Below are 15,880 nucleotides of genomic sequence, written 5' to 3' on the forward strand. Positions count from 1 at the left end.
GGGATCAGGCCCCGTGGCATTTCTTGTACTTCTTGCCGCTGCCGCAATAACAGGGATCATTGCGGCCCGGCTCGGCTTCTTTGTGGACAGTCTCCACGCGCGGCCCGATATTGCGCCACAGTTCGCGCAGGTCATACACCGCCCACACCGCATCGGCAAATGCGTTAAACCGGTTCACGCTGACAGTAGGTACGCCTTCGTCATCAAACACGGACAGGGTAGGTTCGTCGGTGTCGTCTTCGGTCAGGGCCACCATGCGCTGCAGCGCGTCGTCCAGCCACTTGCGGGCTTCCTTGTCACGCGGCGGCTGCCATTCGTCTGGCCAGTTCTCCACGGCGTACATGAAGCCGACGGCCCACACCTGGGCAAAGGATGGTAGCGCCTCGTCCGCCATTTGGGCACGCTCGGCCTCAGGCAGTGCGGCCACGGCGCCGCGCACGTCCATCACTTCGGGGTGGTAGGCGCGCTCATCGTCCAGGCTTTTCACTTCCACCGCCAGACTTTGCTCAATCTCACTCCAGCGGCGCTGCCAGAGCTCCATGAAGCGGGCGTACTGCGCTGCGTCTGCAAACGTGCCGCCACCTACCTCGGCACCAGCGCTGGCAGCCACGTCGGTATCGTCAGTGTCCAGCAGTACCGGCAGGTATTCCTGCAGGGGAATGGCGCGCCGACTGACGATCAGCGCGGCCATGAAGCCTTCGCAGAACTCCCACTGCGGAGTTTCCTCAAAGCGTTGGCGCAGGTCGTCCAGGATGGCGTCGATTTCGTCGAACTCTTCAGGGCTGAGGGCGACTGCTTGGGCCGCGGGTGCCAGGTCAGGTGTCTGGCCGGATGTATGGGTATTCATGGGGTGTGCAAATCAGGTCGTGGCTGCTATTGTCGCCCCCAAGGAGTCCCCGCATGCTTGACAACATCAACAAAATAATTCCCGCGCGCTATCTGGTTTTTGCGCTGTGCTGTCTGGGTCTCGTGTTCAGCCTGCTCTGGCTGCTGGTGGTCGGTTCGGGCGCAACGGTGGTGGCCCTGCTTGCCGCACTGGTGATTGTGGGCATCCATGACCTGAGCCAGACCAAGCGCTCCATTCTGCGCAACTATCCGGTCACCGGCCACATCCGCTTTATGCTGGAGTCGGTACGGCCCGAAATCCGTCAGTATTTCTTTGAGGGTGACAACGATGCCGCACCCTTCTCGCGTGCACAACGCTCCCTGGTGTACCAGCGCGCCAAGGACGCGGTAGACAAGCGGCCTTTTGGCACCCAGTTGGACGTGCATGCCGAAGGCTATGAATGGATCAACCATTCGGTATCCCCCACCACCTTGCATTCGCACGACTTTCGCGTGATGGTGGGTGGGCAGCGACCGTACCCCTACAGCATCAGCGTGTTCAACATCTCTGCCATGAGCTTTGGTGCGCTCAGTGCCAATGCGATCCTGTCACTCAATGCGGGCGCCAAGCGCGGCAACTTTGCGCATGACACCGGCGAAGGGTCGATCTCCGCACACCACCGCGTGCATGGAGGGGACTTGATCTGGGAGATTGCCTCGGGCTACTTCGGTTGCCGCAACGAAGACGGTACTTTCAACGCCGACAAGTTCGCCGCCAACGCCACGCAACCACAGGTGAAGATGATAGAGATCAAGCTCAGCCAAGGTGCCAAGCCAGGGCACGGCGGCATGCTGCCCGGCTCCAAGGTAACCGCGGAAATTGCCGCCGCACGCGGCATACCGCAGGGCGTGGACTGCATCTCTCCCTCGTCGCATAGCGCCTTTTCCACGCCGGTGGAGATGATGCATTTCGTCGAAAAACTGCGCACGCTCTCGGGCGGCAAGCCCACTGGCTTCAAGCTGTGCATAGGCCATCCGTGGGAGTGGTTTGCCATGGTCAAGGCCATGCTGGTCACCGGCATCACGCCGGACTTCATCGTGGTCGACGGGGCCGAGGGCGGCACCGGCGCAGCCCCCGTGGAATTCACCGACCATGTGGGCTCGCCCTTGCAGGAAGGCCTGCTGCTGGTGCACAACACGCTGCGCGGCGTGGGCCTGCGCGACCAAGTCAAACTGGGCGCGGCAGGCAAGGTCACCAGCGCCTTTGACATTGCCCGCCTGATGGCGCTGGGAGCCGACTGGTGCAACAGCGCGCGCGGTTTCATGTTTGCGCTGGGCTGCCTGCAGGCCCAGACCTGCCACACCGGCATGTGCCCCACCGGCGTTGCCACGCAAGACCCGCAGCGACAGAAGTCGCTGGTGGTGGAGGACAAGGCCACACGGGTTTACAACTTCCACCAGCAGACACTGCATGCGCTCAAGGAGCTGGTACAGGCTGCCGGCATCGAGCATCCCAACCAGATCACCGCACACCACATCGTGCGCCGCTCCACCGACCAGAAGGTACGCTCGCTGGCGCAGCTCATACTCACCCAGTTGCCCGATCGTGCGCTACTGCAAAGTGACCTGCAGGCGCTGCCTCTGATTTACCGCATGACCTGGCCGCGCGCAGCGGCCGAGAGTTTCATGTTGCAGGGAGGAGATGCGCAGCTGGTTGCAGCCTGAGCGCGTCCAGGGTGGATGCCGTCTGCACGCCCAAGGGCCGCAGGCGTTTGGCCATGCTGAGCACGGCGTTGTCCTTGCTCAGCAGCAGGCTTTGGTGCGCGACCGCCAGATCGATGAACTTCTGATCGTCGGCGTCCTTGCACACCATGCGGGCCTTCACTGCCACCTCCACGATCTGCGCCATCCGGTCAAAGTGGTCCAGAACGGTCTGCGCCGTGCGCTGGTAAAACTGCAGGCGTGGAACGATGTGCGTGTAGGCCAGCACACGCTCCAGCTCGTCGCGCATGGGCTGGGTGGCAATCCAGGCCAACTGCTGGGACTGCAAAGCCTCCAGCAGCAGCGGAGTTGCCGGGTCGGCAAAGACAAACAGGTCCAGAACGATGTTGGTGTCCAGAACGACGCGCATCACTTGGCCGCCGGTTTGTCCGTTGAACCTTTGTCCTTGGCCATGCGTCCGGCCACCATGTCGAACTTGAACAGCCGGCATTCCAGCGGGCCATTCCACATCGGCACGCGGCGTGACTCTTTCAGGCGCATCTTGCCAGGCAGCTTGAGGTCTGGCGTGAGCATCCAGGCAGTCCAGCCGGAGAAGTTTTTCTTCCAGTGGCTGGCCAATTGGGTGAAGAAGGCCACACCGTCTTCGGTCTCGGCCAGTTCGCGGGCGCCATAGCGGGCCTGCACGCCCTCACCGGCCACACCGCCAATGCCGATGCGCTCGCCGTAGGGTGGGTTCAGCAGCATGACGCCACCGCCTTCGATGGGTGGCATGCGCTGCAGGGCGTCACCACCACGGAACTCGATGACATCGGCCACGCCCGCGCGCTCCGCGTTGCGCTGCGCGAAGTCGACCATGCGGTGCGACACATCGCTGCCGTAGATCAGAGCTTTCTGGCCGGGCTCGGGCTTGACCACGGCGTCAGCCGCTTCCTGCTTCATGGCCTGCCAGACCTTGGGCTGGAAGGGCACAAACTTCTCGAAGGCAAAGCGGCGCAACGAGCCCGCCGCAATATTGCAGGCAATCTGCGCGGCTTCGATGGCAATGGTGCCGCTGCCGCAGCAGGGGTCGTACAAGGGCATCAGGTCGTCGTCACCATCGGCCCAGCCGCTGGCGGCGATCATGGCGGCTGCCAAGGTCTCTTTCAACGGCGCATCGCCCTTGTCCTCGCGCCAGCCCCGCTTGAACAATGGCTCACCGGACGTGTCAATGTAGAGCGAGCAGCTGTCAGTGGTGAGGTGGGCATAGATGCGCACATCGGGCCACTGTGTGTTGACATCAGGACGCACGCCCCCCGAAGTCTCGCGGAAGCGGTCGCAGACGGCATCCTTGACCTTGAGTGCTGCAAAGTTCAGCGACGTCAATGGGCTGTGCTGGGCGGTGACCTCGATCTTGATGGTCTCGCGCGGTGTGAACCAGCGCTCCCACGGCACCGCCATGGCGGCGCGGTACAGGTCCTGCTCGTTGCGGTATTCGGTGTACGACACCAGCACCAGCACACGCTGTGCCAGGCGGCAGTACAGGTTCAGGCGCATGGCGTCCGTGAACGATGTGCGCACGGCCACACCGCCACGCTGCTTGGTGATGCAACCGGGCGGCAGGCCGGTGATGCGCAGGATTTCGGGCGCGAGGTAATCCTCCACACCGGCGGCGCAGGGAAGAAAGAGTTGCAGTTGGTTCATAGCGCCTTGCGCAGGGATGCGGGGGCGATCTTCAGCCCCTCGCGGTATTTGGCCACAGTGCGCCGGGCACATTCAATACCCTGCTCCTTGAGCATCTCGGATATCTGGTTGTCTGACAGCGGCTTCTTGGCACTTTCGGCGCTGATGAACTGCTTGATGAGTGCACGCACCGCGGTGCTGGACGCATTGCCGCCGGACTCAGTGCCCAGGCCGGAGCCGAAGAAGTACTTCAGCTCAAAGGTGCCAAAAGGCGTTGCCATGTACTTGGCGGTGGTCACGCGGCTGATGGTGGACTCGTGCAAGCCCAGTTCGTCGGCGATCTCACGCAGCACCAGCGGGCGCATGGCCAATTCGCCATGGGTGAAGAAGCTCTTCTGCCGCTCCACAATCGCCGTGCTCACGCGCAGGATGGTGTCAAAGCGCTGCTGGATGTTCTTGATGAACCAACGCGCCTCCTGCAGCCGTTGCTGCAGCGCGGCGTGGCTGGCGCTGTCCTTGCCACCGCGGTGGTTGCGCAGCACATTGGCGTAGATGTCATGCACCTTGAGGCGCGGCATCACATCGGGATTGAGCATGACGCGGAACTTGGGTGCAGCCGCCTTGTTGGCGTTGGTCACCGGCACCACCAGCACGTCGGGCACCACGATGTTGCGCTCCACGTCGATAAAGCGCCGCCCCGGCTTGGGTTCCAGCCGCGCAATCTGCGCTATGGCCTCGCGCACCAGGGCATCGCTGCCCACGCCCAATTGCACCAGCCGCTTGATGTCACGGCGCGCCAGCAATTCCATGGGCTGCTGGCAAATGCGCAGGGCCACTTCCAGTTGCTCGCGCTCTTCGTCTTCCAGGTCCGGATTGCGCAGCAGAGCTTTCAATTGCAGACTGAGGCACTCGCTCAAATTGCGGGCACCGACGCCAACCGGCTCCAGGCTTTGCAGCAGTCCCAGGGCTACCGAGAAATGGTGCACCAGGTCGTACAACTGCTCTTCATCCTGCGGGTTCAAGGTGCGGGCCAGGTCCTCGAGCGGCTCTTCCAGATAGCCGTCATCGTTGAGCGACTCGATCAGGAAACGCAGCGCGGCAGCGTCTTCGGCGCTCAGGCGCAAACCCAGTGTCTGCCGATGCAGGAAGGCCTGCAAGCTCTCCTGCGTGCGGGCCAGCTCGGTGGCGTCCTTGTCTTCGTCGCCAGTGAGGTTATTGGTACTGGCCTTGGCCTCGACGCCCCACTCGCCGTCGTCCGGGGTCATTTCGGTGGTGCCGTCGCCTTCCCAGTCGATGCCTTCGTCCCCGCTCAGGGGACTGTTGTCTTCATCACTGCTGGTGGAGGCCACGGTGCTGCTGCCCAGGTCGGGCATGGTGGCGGAAAACTCCACATCCTTGTCGCCTTCACTGACCGGCGTATCCGCCTGTGCGATGCCGAACTCTTCCCGCTCGGCATGGTCCTCACCCAGTTCCAGAAAAGGGTTCTCGTCCAGCATCTGCTCCACTTCCTGGCTCAGTTCGAGCGTGGAGAGCTGCAGAAGACGGATCGACTGCTGCAACTGGGGCGTGAGCGCCAGATGCTGGGAGACGCGTAATGAGAGACCTTGCTTCATTACATCTTGAAGTTTTCACCCAGGTACACGCGGCGTACCTCGGGGTTGTCAACAATTTCCGAAGGCGTGCCTTCGGCCAGCACGCGGCCATCACTGATGATGTAGGCGTGGTCGCAAATGCCCAGGGTCTCGCGCACATTGTGGTCGGTGATGAGCACCCCGATGCCGCGCGCCTTGAGGAAGTTGATGATGCGCTGGATCTCGATCACCGCAATCGGGTCGATGCCGGCAAACGGCTCGTCCAGCAGGATGAAACGCGGCCCGGTAGCCAAAGCGCGGGCAATCTCCACGCGCCGCCGCTCACCGCCCGACAAGGCCAGCGCCGGAGACTCGCGCAAGTGCTCGACCCGCAATTCCTGCAGCAGATTGGTCAGCCGCTTCTCGATCTCCGCGCTGCGCAATGGAGTGCCGTCTTCGTCGCGCTGCAGTTCCAGCACGGCGCGCACGTTGTCTTCCACATTGAGCTTGCGAAAAATCGAGGCTTCCTGCGGCAGGTAGCCCAGCCCCAGACGCGCGCGCCGGTGTATGGGCATGGACTCGATCGAATTGCCGTCGATGGAGATGTCTCCTCCACTGGCCCGTAGCAGTCCCACGATGATGTAAAACGAGGTGGTCTTGCCAGCGCCGTTGGGACCCAGCAGGCCCACCACTTCGCCCGTACGCACGGTCAGAGACACGTCCTTGACCACCTGGCGCTTGCCATAGGACTTTTGCAGATGTTGCGCCGTCAAGTTCCCCGCAGCAAAACCACTCACTTGGCGGCCCCCCCCAGGGTCGCGGATGGTTTGAGCGGCAACGGGGTTGCGGCAGGCGCCGGAGCACTGGCTTCGGGCTTGGGGGTCAGCATGACCCGCACGCGACCGGTTCCCAGGGCGCCTGTCGGTCCCTTGGTGTTGGCGGCACCATCGACCGTAAACAGGTCGGTGAGATTTTCATAAACGATGACACCGCCGGTGATTTCATCGGCCAACGTGGCGCCACGCAGTCGGCGCAACTGCGCCTTGCCGGTGAAGGTCACGGTATCGGCCTTGCCGTCATAGGTGATGGTTTCGCCCTCCCCCTCGATGAACTCGTCCAAGGCTTCGCGCTTCTGCCGGTAGAAGGCCAGCTTGTCTGCGGAACCGGTGGCAACGCCAAATTGATATCCGTCAGGATCCTGGCGCACATCCAGCCGATCTGCGCGGATCACGATGGTTCCCTTGGTCAGCACAACCTTGCCGGTGAATACGCTGACCTGCTTGAGGTCGTCATAGCGCAGCGCGTCGGCCTCGATGTTCATGGGCTTTTTCTGGTCGGCTTTTTCGGCGCGCACGCCACCGGCTGCAAACAGCAGCGTAGCAATCACCAACGAGAAAAGAATGTGTTTTTTCATAAAGGCACGAAACTTGCACACAGTGCGCACGGCCATTGTAGCGAGCGCATGGCATGTTTTATGCCTTGACGAAAATTGAATCGTGTGTGCGGGATTACCCGCAGAAGTTCAACCTACGGTGTTGATGCGGGAAACCAGCTCTTTGACCACCGTGTCGGCCCGCTCATTGGGTACCTGGCAGGTTCCAGCATTTTCATGGCCACCCCCACCGTACACCAGCATCAAGGCACCGATATTGATGCGCGAGGTCCGGTTGGTGATGGATTTGCCCACCGCGCAGACGGTGTTTTGCTTTTGCACGCCCCACATCACATGGATGGACACGTTGGCCTGGGGAAACAGCGCATACACCATGAAGCGGTTCACCGCGTAGATGGTGTCTTCGTGGCGCAGGTCCAACACCACCACGTTGTTGTGGACCGTGGAACACAGCTGCAGCTGGGCTTTGGCCTTCTGGGCATGCTCGAAATACAACTCCACCCGCTCCATCACGTCGGGCAGCTTCAGTATGTCGTCAATGCCATGGGTGCGGCAGTAGTCGATCAGATCCATCATCAGCTGGTAGTTGCTGACCCGGAATTCGCGGAAACGGCCCAGGCCGGTACGCGAATCCATCAGGTAATTCAGCAGCACCCAGCCAGTGGGGTTGAGGATTTCATCAACACTGAACTGCGCGGAGTCACCCTTGTCGACGGCCTCCATCATTTCATTGAAGCGCGCGCCAAACTGGGCGGTGCCACCGTAATGTTCAAACACCACCCGCGCAGCCGATGGCGCATCCGGGTGGATCACATGGTTGGCGGCAACATCGTTGCGCAAGGTCTCTGACGCATGGTGGTCAAACGACAGGTGCACCCCCGGGACGTAGGGGAGATTGGTGGTGATATCGCGGCTGGTGACCTCGATCTTGCCATCCTGCATATCCTTGGGATGGACGAACTTGATGTCATCAATCAGGTTCAGCTCTTTGAGCAAGACGGCGCATACCAGGCCGTCAAAGTCACTTCTTGTAATAAGCCTGAACTTGGAATCCGACATGGCGTATGCCCCGCTGAGTGATTGATATTGCAATCATTCTAGTTCGGGGATACGTCACTTGTCACCCGCGACCGTGGACCCGGCCTCAGGGTTTTCCTATTTGCCGCTGCGCACTGTCGCAGCCAGGGCTTCAACGACCTTGATAGCCTTGTCCATGCCCTTGGCCAGAGAACCGTCCACGTAAAAACGGCCGGCCACACCCAGCGCGGGCACGCCTTCGACCTTGTAGCTGTTCTGCAATTGCGTTCCCTTGCTTGCCTTGGCGGCAACGCTGAAGGAGTTGAATTGTTCGGTGAACTTGGCAACGTCCACACCCTGCTTGCCCACCCACGCCAGAATGGCAGGCGCCTTGGATAAATCCTGCTTTTCCACGTGGATGGCAGCAAAGACCTTGGCATGCAGCTTGTCCACCAGGCCCATGGCGTCCAGGGCGTAGAACAGGCGCTGCTGCGGCACAAAGTCATCGCGGAATGCCACGGGCACGCGGCGAAAGGCCACATCCTTTGGCAGCTGCTTGATCCAGCCTTCCAGCATGGGCTCGAACGCGTTGCAGTGCGGGCAGCTGTACCAGAAGAATTCCACCACTTCTATCTTGCCTGCAGGCGCCTCTACCGGTGCGCGCGGGTCCACCACCAGGTAGTCCGTCCCAGCCTCGGGCTTGGCAGCGTCGGCGTGGGCCGCGGCACTCCACAGGGTGGTTGAAGCCACGGCAGCACCGCCGGCCAGCAGGGAAAAATCACGACGTTTCATATCACTCCAGTCTTGTTCGAATCTATGGTCTGTCCATCAGACAAAGGTTATCTCACCCAGGTAAAGAAGCGTTAACGCTGCACCCGGACCAGGGCGGTATCCAGACCCGCCTTGTCCAGCTTTTCCTTGGTCTTCTCTCCATCTTCCTTCTTATCGAAAGGCCCCACCCGCACGCGGTACACCGTGCGCCCGGACTGCTCACGCTCCGAAATCTTGGTTTCGATGCCGCTGAGCGACAGCTTGGCACGCTGGCTCTCTGCATCTTCTGCCGTGCGGTAGGCGCCCACCTGCACCCAATAAACAAAGGGCTCGGCATCCGCTGCCGCAGTCTTGGCCTTGGCCAATTCACCGATCGGGTCTGCTGAAGCCGCGGCCTTGGCTTCGGGCTTCTTGGCATCTGCGGCCTTGGCATCGCTGGCTTTGGCATCCGGCGCCTTGGCTTCGGGTTTGGTCGGTGCTGCAGGGGCACTGGCGACCGGAGCCGCCGGCGTGACGGGGCCTGAAGCCGCGGGCTGCGGCGGCTTGACTGGGTTCTTGCCATACAAGGGCGCGTTGGGGTCCCAGTCCTTGTTCTTCTTGGCCTCTTCCGCATCCTGGTCGGCACTGCGGGTCTGGCCCTTGTTCATGAAGGGAACGGGCACTTTGGTGACGTACACAGCCACACCCAGAGCCACTGCCAGGCCCACCACCACACCAATAATGAAACCCAGAATGGTTCCGCCGCGCTGTTGCTTCATGCCTTTGAGTCTCTTGAAAGAAATTACATCTTCTGTGGAGCGCTCACGCCCAGCACAGCCAGTCCATTGTGCAACACCTGTGCGGTTGCGGCCACGAGCGCCAGTCGAGCCAGCTTGACGGCTTCGTCATCCACCAGGATGCGCTCGGCATCGTAATAGCTGTGGTAGCAGGCGGCCAGCTCGCGCAGGTAGAACGTGACGTCGTGCGGGGCAAAGTCCACGGCCGCCGCAGTGAGCATTTCGGGGTACTTGGCCAGCAGCAGCATCAGCGCCTGGGCCTGCGGGCTGGTCAGGGCCGACAAATCCACCTGCGCCAGGCTGGCCCGATCACCGCCCCAAGTCGCCAGAACCGAGCAAATGCGTGCATGGGCGTACTGCACGTAATAGACCGGGTTGTCGTTGTTCTTCTGTACCGCCAGGTCCACGTCAAAGGTGTACTCGGTGTCCGGCTTGCGGCTAAGCAGGAAGAAGCGCACCGCATCCTTGCTGGTCCATTCAATCAGGTCACGCAGCGTCACATAGCTGCCGGCGCGCTTGGATATCTTGACTTCCTCGCCACCACGGACCACCCGCACCATGGTGTGCAAGACATAGTCCGGGTAGCCCTGGGGAATGCCGACATTGGCGGCCTGCAGACCGGCGCGCACGCGGGCAATGGTGCCGTGGTGGTCGGTGCCCTGGATGTTGACGACCTTGGTAAAGCCGCGCTCCCACTTGGCGATGTGGTAGGCCACATCCGGCACAAAGTAGGTGTAGCTACCGTCCTGCTTGCGCATCACCCGGTCCTTGTCGTCCCCGTAATCGGTGGACTTGAGCCACAGCGCGCCGTCCTTCTCGTAGGTCTTGCCAGCTTCCTGCAATTTCTTCACAGCGGCGTCCACACGGCCACTGGTATAGAGGCTGCTTTCCAGGTAATAGTTGTCAAAACGGACCGCAAAGGCCTGCAAATCCAGATCCTGCTCATGGCGCAGATAGGCCACGGCAAACTGGCGCATGCCGTCCACATCGTTCACATCGCCGCTGGCGGTGAAGCTGCGGTCGTCGGACTGAACGGTCTTGCCCGCCAGAAAGTCTGCTGCAATATCGGCAATGTAATCACCGTTGTAGGCTGCGGCATTCTCTCCACTGGGCCACTCGGCGTCACCAGGCTTGAAACCCTGCGCACGCAAATGTGTGCTGGCGGCCAGGGTGTTGATCTGCACGCCTGCGTCGTTGTAATAAAACTCGCGGTAGACATCCCAGCCCTGGGTGTCGAACAGGTTGCAAATGGCATCGCCCAGCGCGGCCTGACGGCCATGACCCACGTGCAACGGGCCCGTGGGGTTGGCGGACACAAATTCCACCAGCATGCGCTGGCCGTTGGACGACTGCTTGCCAAACTGCTGGCCCTGGCCCAGTACCTCGCGCACTACTTCCTGCTTGGCAGCAGGCTTGAGGCGGATATTGATAAAGCCCGGCCCGGCGATCTCCACCGCATCCACCCAGCGCTCAAAAGCCGGTTGGGCGCGCAGTGCAGCACACAGGTCTTCGGCCAGTTGGCGCGGATTGCGCTTGAGCGGTTTGGCCAGTTGCATGGCCGCCGTGGTGGCAAAGTCGCCATGGGCCGCCACTTTGGGGGATTCAAAGGCTGCTTTGGCACCAGCGCCAGCAGAGAGGTTTTCAAGACAGGCGGAAAGCGCCAGCAAGAGTTCGTTTTTTACAGACAACATAGCCGCTGATTTTAAGCGGGGGGCTTTTTATCCGTGTTTTGCTGGTCAACGGGTTTGCAAAACCCTACGTTATGTGCTGGAATCCCCCCGGATTCCGACGTAATGGCAGGCCTCCTGCCCAACCTTTTTGAGGAACAACGATGAAGAAAATTTTGACTCTCCTGGCTTTGGGTATGGCATTGACCGTGGGCGTAGCCCATGCAGCGTCCGATCAGCAAAACAAGATGAAGACCTGCAATGCAGACCCCAAGGCAAAAGAACTCAAGGGTGACGAGCGCAAAGCATTCATGAAGGAATGCCTGAGCGCCAAGAAAGAAGAACCTGCCAAGCCTGCCACCCAGCAGGACAAGATGAAGACCTGCAACGCCGACGCCAAGACCAAGGCGCTCAAAGGCGACGAACGCAAGGCCTTCATGAAAGAGTGCCTGAGCGCCAAGTAATTCTGCGTTGCGCCGTCGCAAGCGGCGATGGAGCCCCTACCGGGGCCTCAAGCAAAAGGCCCGAACTGTTACAGGTTCGGGCCTTTTGCTTTTTGCGCTGACCGGGAGGCGGATGCTGTCAGGCGAAACCCACCGCAATGGCGGCAAACAAGGTGAATCCCACCCAATGGTTGGCGCGGAATGCCTTGAAGCAGCCTTCCCGGGTACGGTCCTTGATCAGCGTGGCATGCCACACCACCTGCGCCAGCACCACCACCACACCCAGCCACCATGCCCAGCCACGCGGTTGCGGAACAATCGCCCAGGACCAAATGGCAAGCTGCACCAGATAAAAGGACAACACGGCCACCACGTCCCAGCGCCCCAGCGTGATAGCGGAGGTTTTCATGCCGATGCGCAGGTCGTCATCGCGGTCCACCATGGCGTACTCGGTGTCATAGGCCAAAACCCAGAACAGATTGCCAATGAGCAGCACCCAGGCCAGCAAGGGCACCTGCGACTGCACCGCGGCAAAGGCCATGGGAATGCCAAAGCTAAAGGCTATCCCCAGCACCGCTTGCGGCATGGAGACATGGCGCTTGGCGTACGGATAAATCAGCGTCACAGCCAGGGCGGCAAACGACCAGGCGAAGGTGGTGCTGTTGGTAGTGAGTACCAACCCAAGGGCCAGCAGCGCCAGCACGGCGCCTACGGCCAACGCCTCCTGCACCGAAATCTTGCCGCTGGTGACGGGCCGGTTCGCCGTGCGTTTGACATGCCGGTCAAAGTTGCGGTCGGCCACGTCGTTGATGCAGCAGCCGGCGCTGCGCATCAGGATGGTGCCCAGCACAAACACTGCGGTCAGATGCCAGCCGGGAAAACCACCGGAGGCAATCCAGAGAGCGGACAAAGAGGGCCAGAGCAACAAAAGCCAGCCGGCGGGCCGGTTCCAACGGATCAGATCCAGATACAAGGCAAAACGCGCACTCACGATAGACGGGTCACTCCTGGCAATTCACAGGCATAGATTGCGTTGCGCAACTCTGCAATGGCTTCATAACGGGTAAAACTGCGCCGCCACGCCAGCACCACGCGTCGTGTGGGCGGTGGTCCTCCTTTGTCGTCGGTGACCGGAAGGTACTTCACAAAGGCGTCTTCATGGCGGCGCTTCTTGGATTCCAGTGCCTCACGCGGTACGCTCAGGCGCGGCACCAGTGTGATGCCCATGCCGGCTGCCACCATGTGCTTGATGGTTTCCAGGCTAGAACCCTCGAAACTCTTGCGTATGCCTTCGGCGTCGCTGGAGAAGCGGGCAAACTCCGGGCACACCTCGAGCACGTGGTCGCGAAAGCAATGGCCATTGCCCAATAGCAGCATGGTCTCGCTCTTGAGCTCCTGTGCCGACACGCTTTGCTTGGTTGCCAGCGGGTGGTTCATGGGCACGGCTGCGTAGAACGGCTCATCATAGAGCGGGGCAGTCGCCAGCCCGGTGTCGGGAAAAGGTTCGGCCAGGATGGCGCAATCGATCTCGCCGGTGCGCAGCATCTCCAGCAGCTTGACGGTGAAGTTCTCCTGCAGCATCAGCGGCATCTGGGGAGAGCGGGTAATCACCTGGCGCACCAGGTCCGGCAACAGATAGGGAGCGATGGTGTAGATCACGCCCAGTGCCAGCGAACCGGCCAGCGGGTCCTTGCCGCGCTTGGCAATGTCCTTGATGTTGGCGGCCTGCTCCAGCACGCTTTGCGCCTGACGCACGATTTCTTCGCCCAGGGCCGTCACCGTGACCTCGTTGGCACTGCGCTCGAACAGCTTAACGTCCAGCTCTTCTTCCAGCTTTTTCACGGCGACCGACAGTGTGGGCTGCGACACAAAGCATGCGTCCGCCGCCTTGCCGAAGTGGCGCTCGCGGGCCACGGCCACAATGTATTTGAGTTCGGTCAGTGTCATGGCGCTATTGTGCTCCGCAGCTCAGGCCTTGAGGAATTCCGCCTTAGTACCCAGCCAACGCTGTACGTGTTTTTCGGCCAGATGCGGATGGTGGTCCAGCATCATGGGGGCTTCCTGGCGGGCCCACTCCAGCAGCGCCGTATCGGTGGCCAGGTCGGCAAAGCGCAGCATGGCATCCCCGCTCTGGCGCGCGCCCAGGAATTCGCCCGGGCCACGGATTTCCAGGTCGCGCCGGGCGATCTCGAAGCCATCGTTGGTTTCGGCCATGGCGCGCAGCCGCTCCCGCGCGGCCTCACCCAGACGCGGCCCATCACCCGTGGAATACAGCAGCACGCAGGCCGAGGCTGCGGCACCGCGTCCGACCCGGCCCCGCAGCTGGTGCAACTGCGACAGGCCAAACCGCTCGGCATGCTCCACCACCATCAGCGAGGCATTGGGCACGTCCACGCCCACCTCGATCACGGTGGTGCTGACCAGCACTGCCATCTGGCCCGCCACAAAGGCCGCCATCACCGCCTTCTTCTCTTCCACCGGCATGCGCGAATGCAACAGACCCACGACTACCGGTTTGCCGTCGGTCCCTGCGTTCTGCAACGCAATGCTGAGATCGGCATGGGTCTGGGTCGCATTGGTCAGGTCCAGCGCCTCGCTTTCTTCAATCAGCGGGCACACCCAATAGATCTGCCGCCCCTGCGCGATCTGCGCACGAATGCGCTGCACCACCTCGTCGCGGCGCGCTTCATTCACCACCTTGGTGATGATGGGTGTGCGTCCGGGCGGCAGCTCATCCAGTGTGGACACGTCCAGATCGGCGTAGTAGCTCATGGCCAGCGTGCGCGGAATGGGGGTGGCCGTCATCATCAGCAGGTGCGGCTCCATGGCGTCGTGCTGCAGCTTGCTGCGCAGTGCCAGGCGTTGGGCGACGCCAAAGCGATGCTGCTCGTCGATGATGGCCAGCGCCAGGTTCTTGAACCGCACCTTGTCCTGGATCACCGCGTGGGTTCCCACCACCAGCTTGGCTTCGCCGCTTTCGATCTGCGCCAGCGCCTCGCGCCGGGCCTTGGTCTTTTGCGTGCCGGTGAGCCAGGCGGTGGTGGCGCCCAGCGGCTCCAGCCAGGCCACCAGCTTGCGGAAGTGTTGCTCGGCCAGGATCTCGGTAGGCGCCATCAGCGCGCACTGCCATCCCGCATCCATGCAGATGGTGGCGGCCAGCGCGGCGACCACGGTCTTGCCGGCGCCCACGTCGCCCTGCAGCAGGCGGTGCATGGGCTGGTGGTGTGCCATGTCCTTCGCAATTTCAAAGCCTACCCGCTGCTGCGCCTTGGTCAGCGCAAACGGCAGTGCAGCCAGCAGGCGTGCGTGCAAGGTATCACCCACCTTGCCCTGCAACTGCGGTGCGCGCAAGGCGGCGCGGGCGCGACGCGATTGCAGCTGTGAGAGCTGCTGCGCCAGCAGCTCTTCCGCCTTGAGGCGCTGCCAGGCCGGGTGGCTGTGGTCCTGCAAGGTTTCCAGCGACACATCGGGCGTGGGATGGTGCAAGAACTGCAACGCCTGGCGCAGCGTCCACAGGGCATGGGTGTTGAGGCGGCTCAGGTCACCAGGTGCAAAGGTGTCGGACAGCTCCGCCCGCGCCAGCCCGCCCAGCACCGCCTTGCGCAGATAGGCCTGCGGCATGCCCGCCACTGTGGGATAGATGGGGGTAAGTGCCGTCGGCAGGTCGCCCACGGCAGACTTGAAGCTGGGATGCAGCATGGTCCAACCCAGAAAGCCACCGCGCACCTCACCCCGCACGCGGATGCGGTTGCCCACGGCCAAGGTCTTCTGGTGGTTGGGATAGAAGTTGAAGAAGCGCAGCGTGCACACGTCCGAGCCGTCATCCACCTTGACCAGCAGTTGGCGGCGCGGGCGATGGGCGACTTCACAGTCGGTCACCACCGCCTCGATCTGGATGGTGTCGCCTTCGCGCGCGTCACGCAGGCGGGTAATGCGGGTCTCGTCCTCATAGCGCAGCGGCAGGTGCAGCGCCAGGTCGATGTCGCGCTTGAGCCCCAGCTTTTCCAGCCCCTTTTGCATAGCGCTCTTGGGCGCC

General features: G+C 61.9%; 15 protein-coding genes. 2 read left to right on the forward strand and 13 right to left on the reverse strand.

From position 1 onward, the window contains the following. Positions 1-4: 4 nt before the first annotated feature. Positions 5-847 (reverse strand): UPF0149 family protein, encoded by an 843-nt coding sequence (locus AAGF34_RS02680; protein ID WP_342619090.1) that lies wholly within the window; start codon positions 845-847, stop codon positions 5-7. Positions 848-900: 53 nt separating this feature from the next. On the opposite strand from AAGF34_RS02680, the gene AAGF34_RS02685 reads away from it, so the two are divergent. Further along, positions 901-2,550, forward strand: coding sequence for an FMN-binding glutamate synthase family protein (locus tag AAGF34_RS02685; RefSeq protein WP_342619091.1), 1,650 nt, complete (start codon positions 901-903; stop codon positions 2,548-2,550). On the opposite strand, the gene AAGF34_RS02690 is transcribed toward AAGF34_RS02685, so the two are convergent. From AAGF34_RS02690 to argS, 9 genes are all read right to left on the reverse strand, one after another. After that, on the reverse strand, positions 2,510-2,956 hold the full coding sequence (locus tag AAGF34_RS02690; protein ID WP_342619092.1) for a putative toxin-antitoxin system toxin component, PIN family: 447 nt from the start codon (positions 2,954-2,956) through the stop codon (positions 2,510-2,512). The genes AAGF34_RS02685 and AAGF34_RS02690 overlap by 41 nt on opposite strands. Further along, positions 2,956-4,227 carry a class I SAM-dependent RNA methyltransferase gene (locus AAGF34_RS02695; protein ID WP_342619093.1) on the reverse strand — a complete coding sequence of 424 codons (1,272 nt, stop codon included), beginning with the start codon at positions 4,225-4,227 and terminating at the stop codon, positions 2,956-2,958. Before AAGF34_RS02695 ends, AAGF34_RS02690 begins: the two co-directional genes overlap by 1 nt. Continuing rightward, positions 4,224-5,819 (reverse strand): RNA polymerase factor sigma-54, encoded by a 1,596-nt coding sequence (rpoN, locus tag AAGF34_RS02700; RefSeq protein WP_342619094.1) that lies wholly within the window; start codon positions 5,817-5,819, stop codon positions 4,224-4,226. The genes AAGF34_RS02695 and rpoN overlap by 4 nt, the downstream gene beginning before the upstream one ends. Further along, positions 5,819-6,574, reverse strand: a complete 756-nt coding sequence (gene lptB / locus AAGF34_RS02705) for an LPS export ABC transporter ATP-binding protein (protein WP_342619095.1) — start codon at positions 6,572-6,574, stop codon at positions 5,819-5,821. Before lptB ends, rpoN begins: the two co-directional genes overlap by 1 nt. Then, a complete protein-coding gene (lptA, locus tag AAGF34_RS02710; protein ID WP_342619096.1) occupies positions 6,571-7,191 on the reverse strand; it encodes a lipopolysaccharide transport periplasmic protein LptA in 621 nt (206 codons plus the stop codon). The genes lptB and lptA overlap by 4 nt, the downstream gene beginning before the upstream one ends. A gap of 108 nt (positions 7,192-7,299) precedes the next feature. Further along, on the reverse strand, positions 7,300-8,229 hold the full coding sequence (locus AAGF34_RS02715) for an exopolyphosphatase (protein ID WP_342619097.1): 930 nt from the start codon (positions 8,227-8,229) through the stop codon (positions 7,300-7,302). A 96-nt stretch (positions 8,230-8,325) separates the two neighbouring features. Beyond that, a complete protein-coding gene (locus AAGF34_RS02720; protein WP_342619098.1) occupies positions 8,326-8,979 on the reverse strand; it encodes a thiol:disulfide interchange protein DsbA/DsbL in 654 nt (217 codons plus the stop codon). A 71-nt stretch (positions 8,980-9,050) separates the two neighbouring features. Beyond that, a complete protein-coding gene (locus tag AAGF34_RS02725; protein ID WP_342619099.1) occupies positions 9,051-9,716 on the reverse strand; it encodes an SPOR domain-containing protein in 666 nt (221 codons plus the stop codon). A 23-nt stretch (positions 9,717-9,739) separates the two neighbouring features. After that, positions 9,740-11,425, reverse strand: a complete 1,686-nt coding sequence (gene argS / locus AAGF34_RS02730; RefSeq protein WP_342619100.1) for an arginine--tRNA ligase — start codon at positions 11,423-11,425, stop codon at positions 9,740-9,742. Between the two features lie 140 nt (positions 11,426-11,565). On the opposite strand from argS, the gene AAGF34_RS02735 reads away from it, so the two are divergent. Next, a complete protein-coding gene (locus AAGF34_RS02735) occupies positions 11,566-11,865 on the forward strand; it encodes a PsiF family protein (RefSeq protein ID WP_342619101.1) in 300 nt (99 codons plus the stop codon). A 118-nt stretch (positions 11,866-11,983) separates the two neighbouring features. Here AAGF34_RS02735 and ubiA read toward each other — a convergent pair whose 3' ends face one another. The 3 genes from ubiA to recG are packed head-to-tail and all read right to left on the reverse strand — an operon-like array spanning position 11,984 to position 15,864. Then, the gene (gene ubiA / locus AAGF34_RS02740) at positions 11,984-12,835 is read right to left on the reverse strand and encodes a 4-hydroxybenzoate octaprenyltransferase (RefSeq protein WP_342619102.1); all 852 of its coding nucleotides are present in this window, start codon (positions 12,833-12,835) and stop codon (positions 11,984-11,986) included. Beyond that, positions 12,832-13,791 (reverse strand): LysR substrate-binding domain-containing protein, encoded by a 960-nt coding sequence (locus tag AAGF34_RS02745; RefSeq protein ID WP_342619103.1) that lies wholly within the window; start codon positions 13,789-13,791, stop codon positions 12,832-12,834. The genes ubiA and AAGF34_RS02745 overlap by 4 nt, the downstream gene beginning before the upstream one ends. A gap of 21 nt (positions 13,792-13,812) precedes the next feature. Beyond that, the gene (recG, locus tag AAGF34_RS02750; RefSeq protein ID WP_342621020.1) at positions 13,813-15,864 is read right to left on the reverse strand and encodes an ATP-dependent DNA helicase RecG; all 2,052 of its coding nucleotides are present in this window, start codon (positions 15,862-15,864) and stop codon (positions 13,813-13,815) included. Positions 15,865-15,880 lie beyond the last annotated feature (16 nt).

The organism is Rhodoferax sp. GW822-FHT02A01, assembly GCF_038784515.1.
Lineage (GTDB): Bacteria > Pseudomonadota > Gammaproteobacteria > Burkholderiales > Burkholderiaceae_C > Allorhodoferax.

Bases quoted from the DNA above. Each gene is read 5' to 3' on its own strand.
- AAGF34_RS02680 (WP_342619090.1), bottom strand. From the start codon at position 847: ATGAATACCCATACATCCGGCCAGACACCTGACCTGGCACCCGCGGCC.
- AAGF34_RS02685 (WP_342619091.1), top strand. From the start codon at position 901: ATGCTTGACAACATCAACAAAATAATTCCCGCGCGCTATCTGGTTTTT.
- AAGF34_RS02690 (WP_342619092.1), bottom strand. From the start codon at position 2,956: ATGCGCGTCGTTCTGGACACCAACATCGTTCTGGACCTGTTTGTCTTT.
- AAGF34_RS02695 (WP_342619093.1), bottom strand. From the start codon at position 4,227: ATGAACCAACTGCAACTCTTTCTTCCCTGCGCCGCCGGTGTGGAGGAT.
- rpoN (WP_342619094.1), bottom strand. From the start codon at position 5,819: ATGAAGCAAGGTCTCTCATTACGCGTCTCCCAGCATCTGGCGCTCACG.
- lptA (WP_342619096.1), bottom strand. From the start codon at position 7,191: ATGAAAAAACACATTCTTTTCTCGTTGGTGATTGCTACGCTGCTGTTT.
- AAGF34_RS02715 (WP_342619097.1), bottom strand. From the start codon at position 8,229: ATGTCGGATTCCAAGTTCAGGCTTATTACAAGAAGTGACTTTGACGGC.
- AAGF34_RS02720 (WP_342619098.1), bottom strand. From the start codon at position 8,979: ATGAAACGTCGTGATTTTTCCCTGCTGGCCGGCGGTGCTGCCGTGGCT.
- AAGF34_RS02725 (WP_342619099.1), bottom strand. From the start codon at position 9,716: ATGAAGCAACAGCGCGGCGGAACCATTCTGGGTTTCATTATTGGTGTG.
- argS (WP_342619100.1), bottom strand. From the start codon at position 11,425: ATGTTGTCTGTAAAAAACGAACTCTTGCTGGCGCTTTCCGCCTGTCTT.
- AAGF34_RS02735 (WP_342619101.1), top strand. From the start codon at position 11,566: ATGAAGAAAATTTTGACTCTCCTGGCTTTGGGTATGGCATTGACCGTG.
- AAGF34_RS02745 (WP_342619103.1), bottom strand. From the start codon at position 13,791: ATGACACTGACCGAACTCAAATACATTGTGGCCGTGGCCCGCGAGCGC.
- recG (WP_342621020.1), bottom strand. From the start codon at position 15,864: ATGCAAAAGGGGCTGGAAAAGCTGGGGCTCAAGCGCGACATCGACCTG.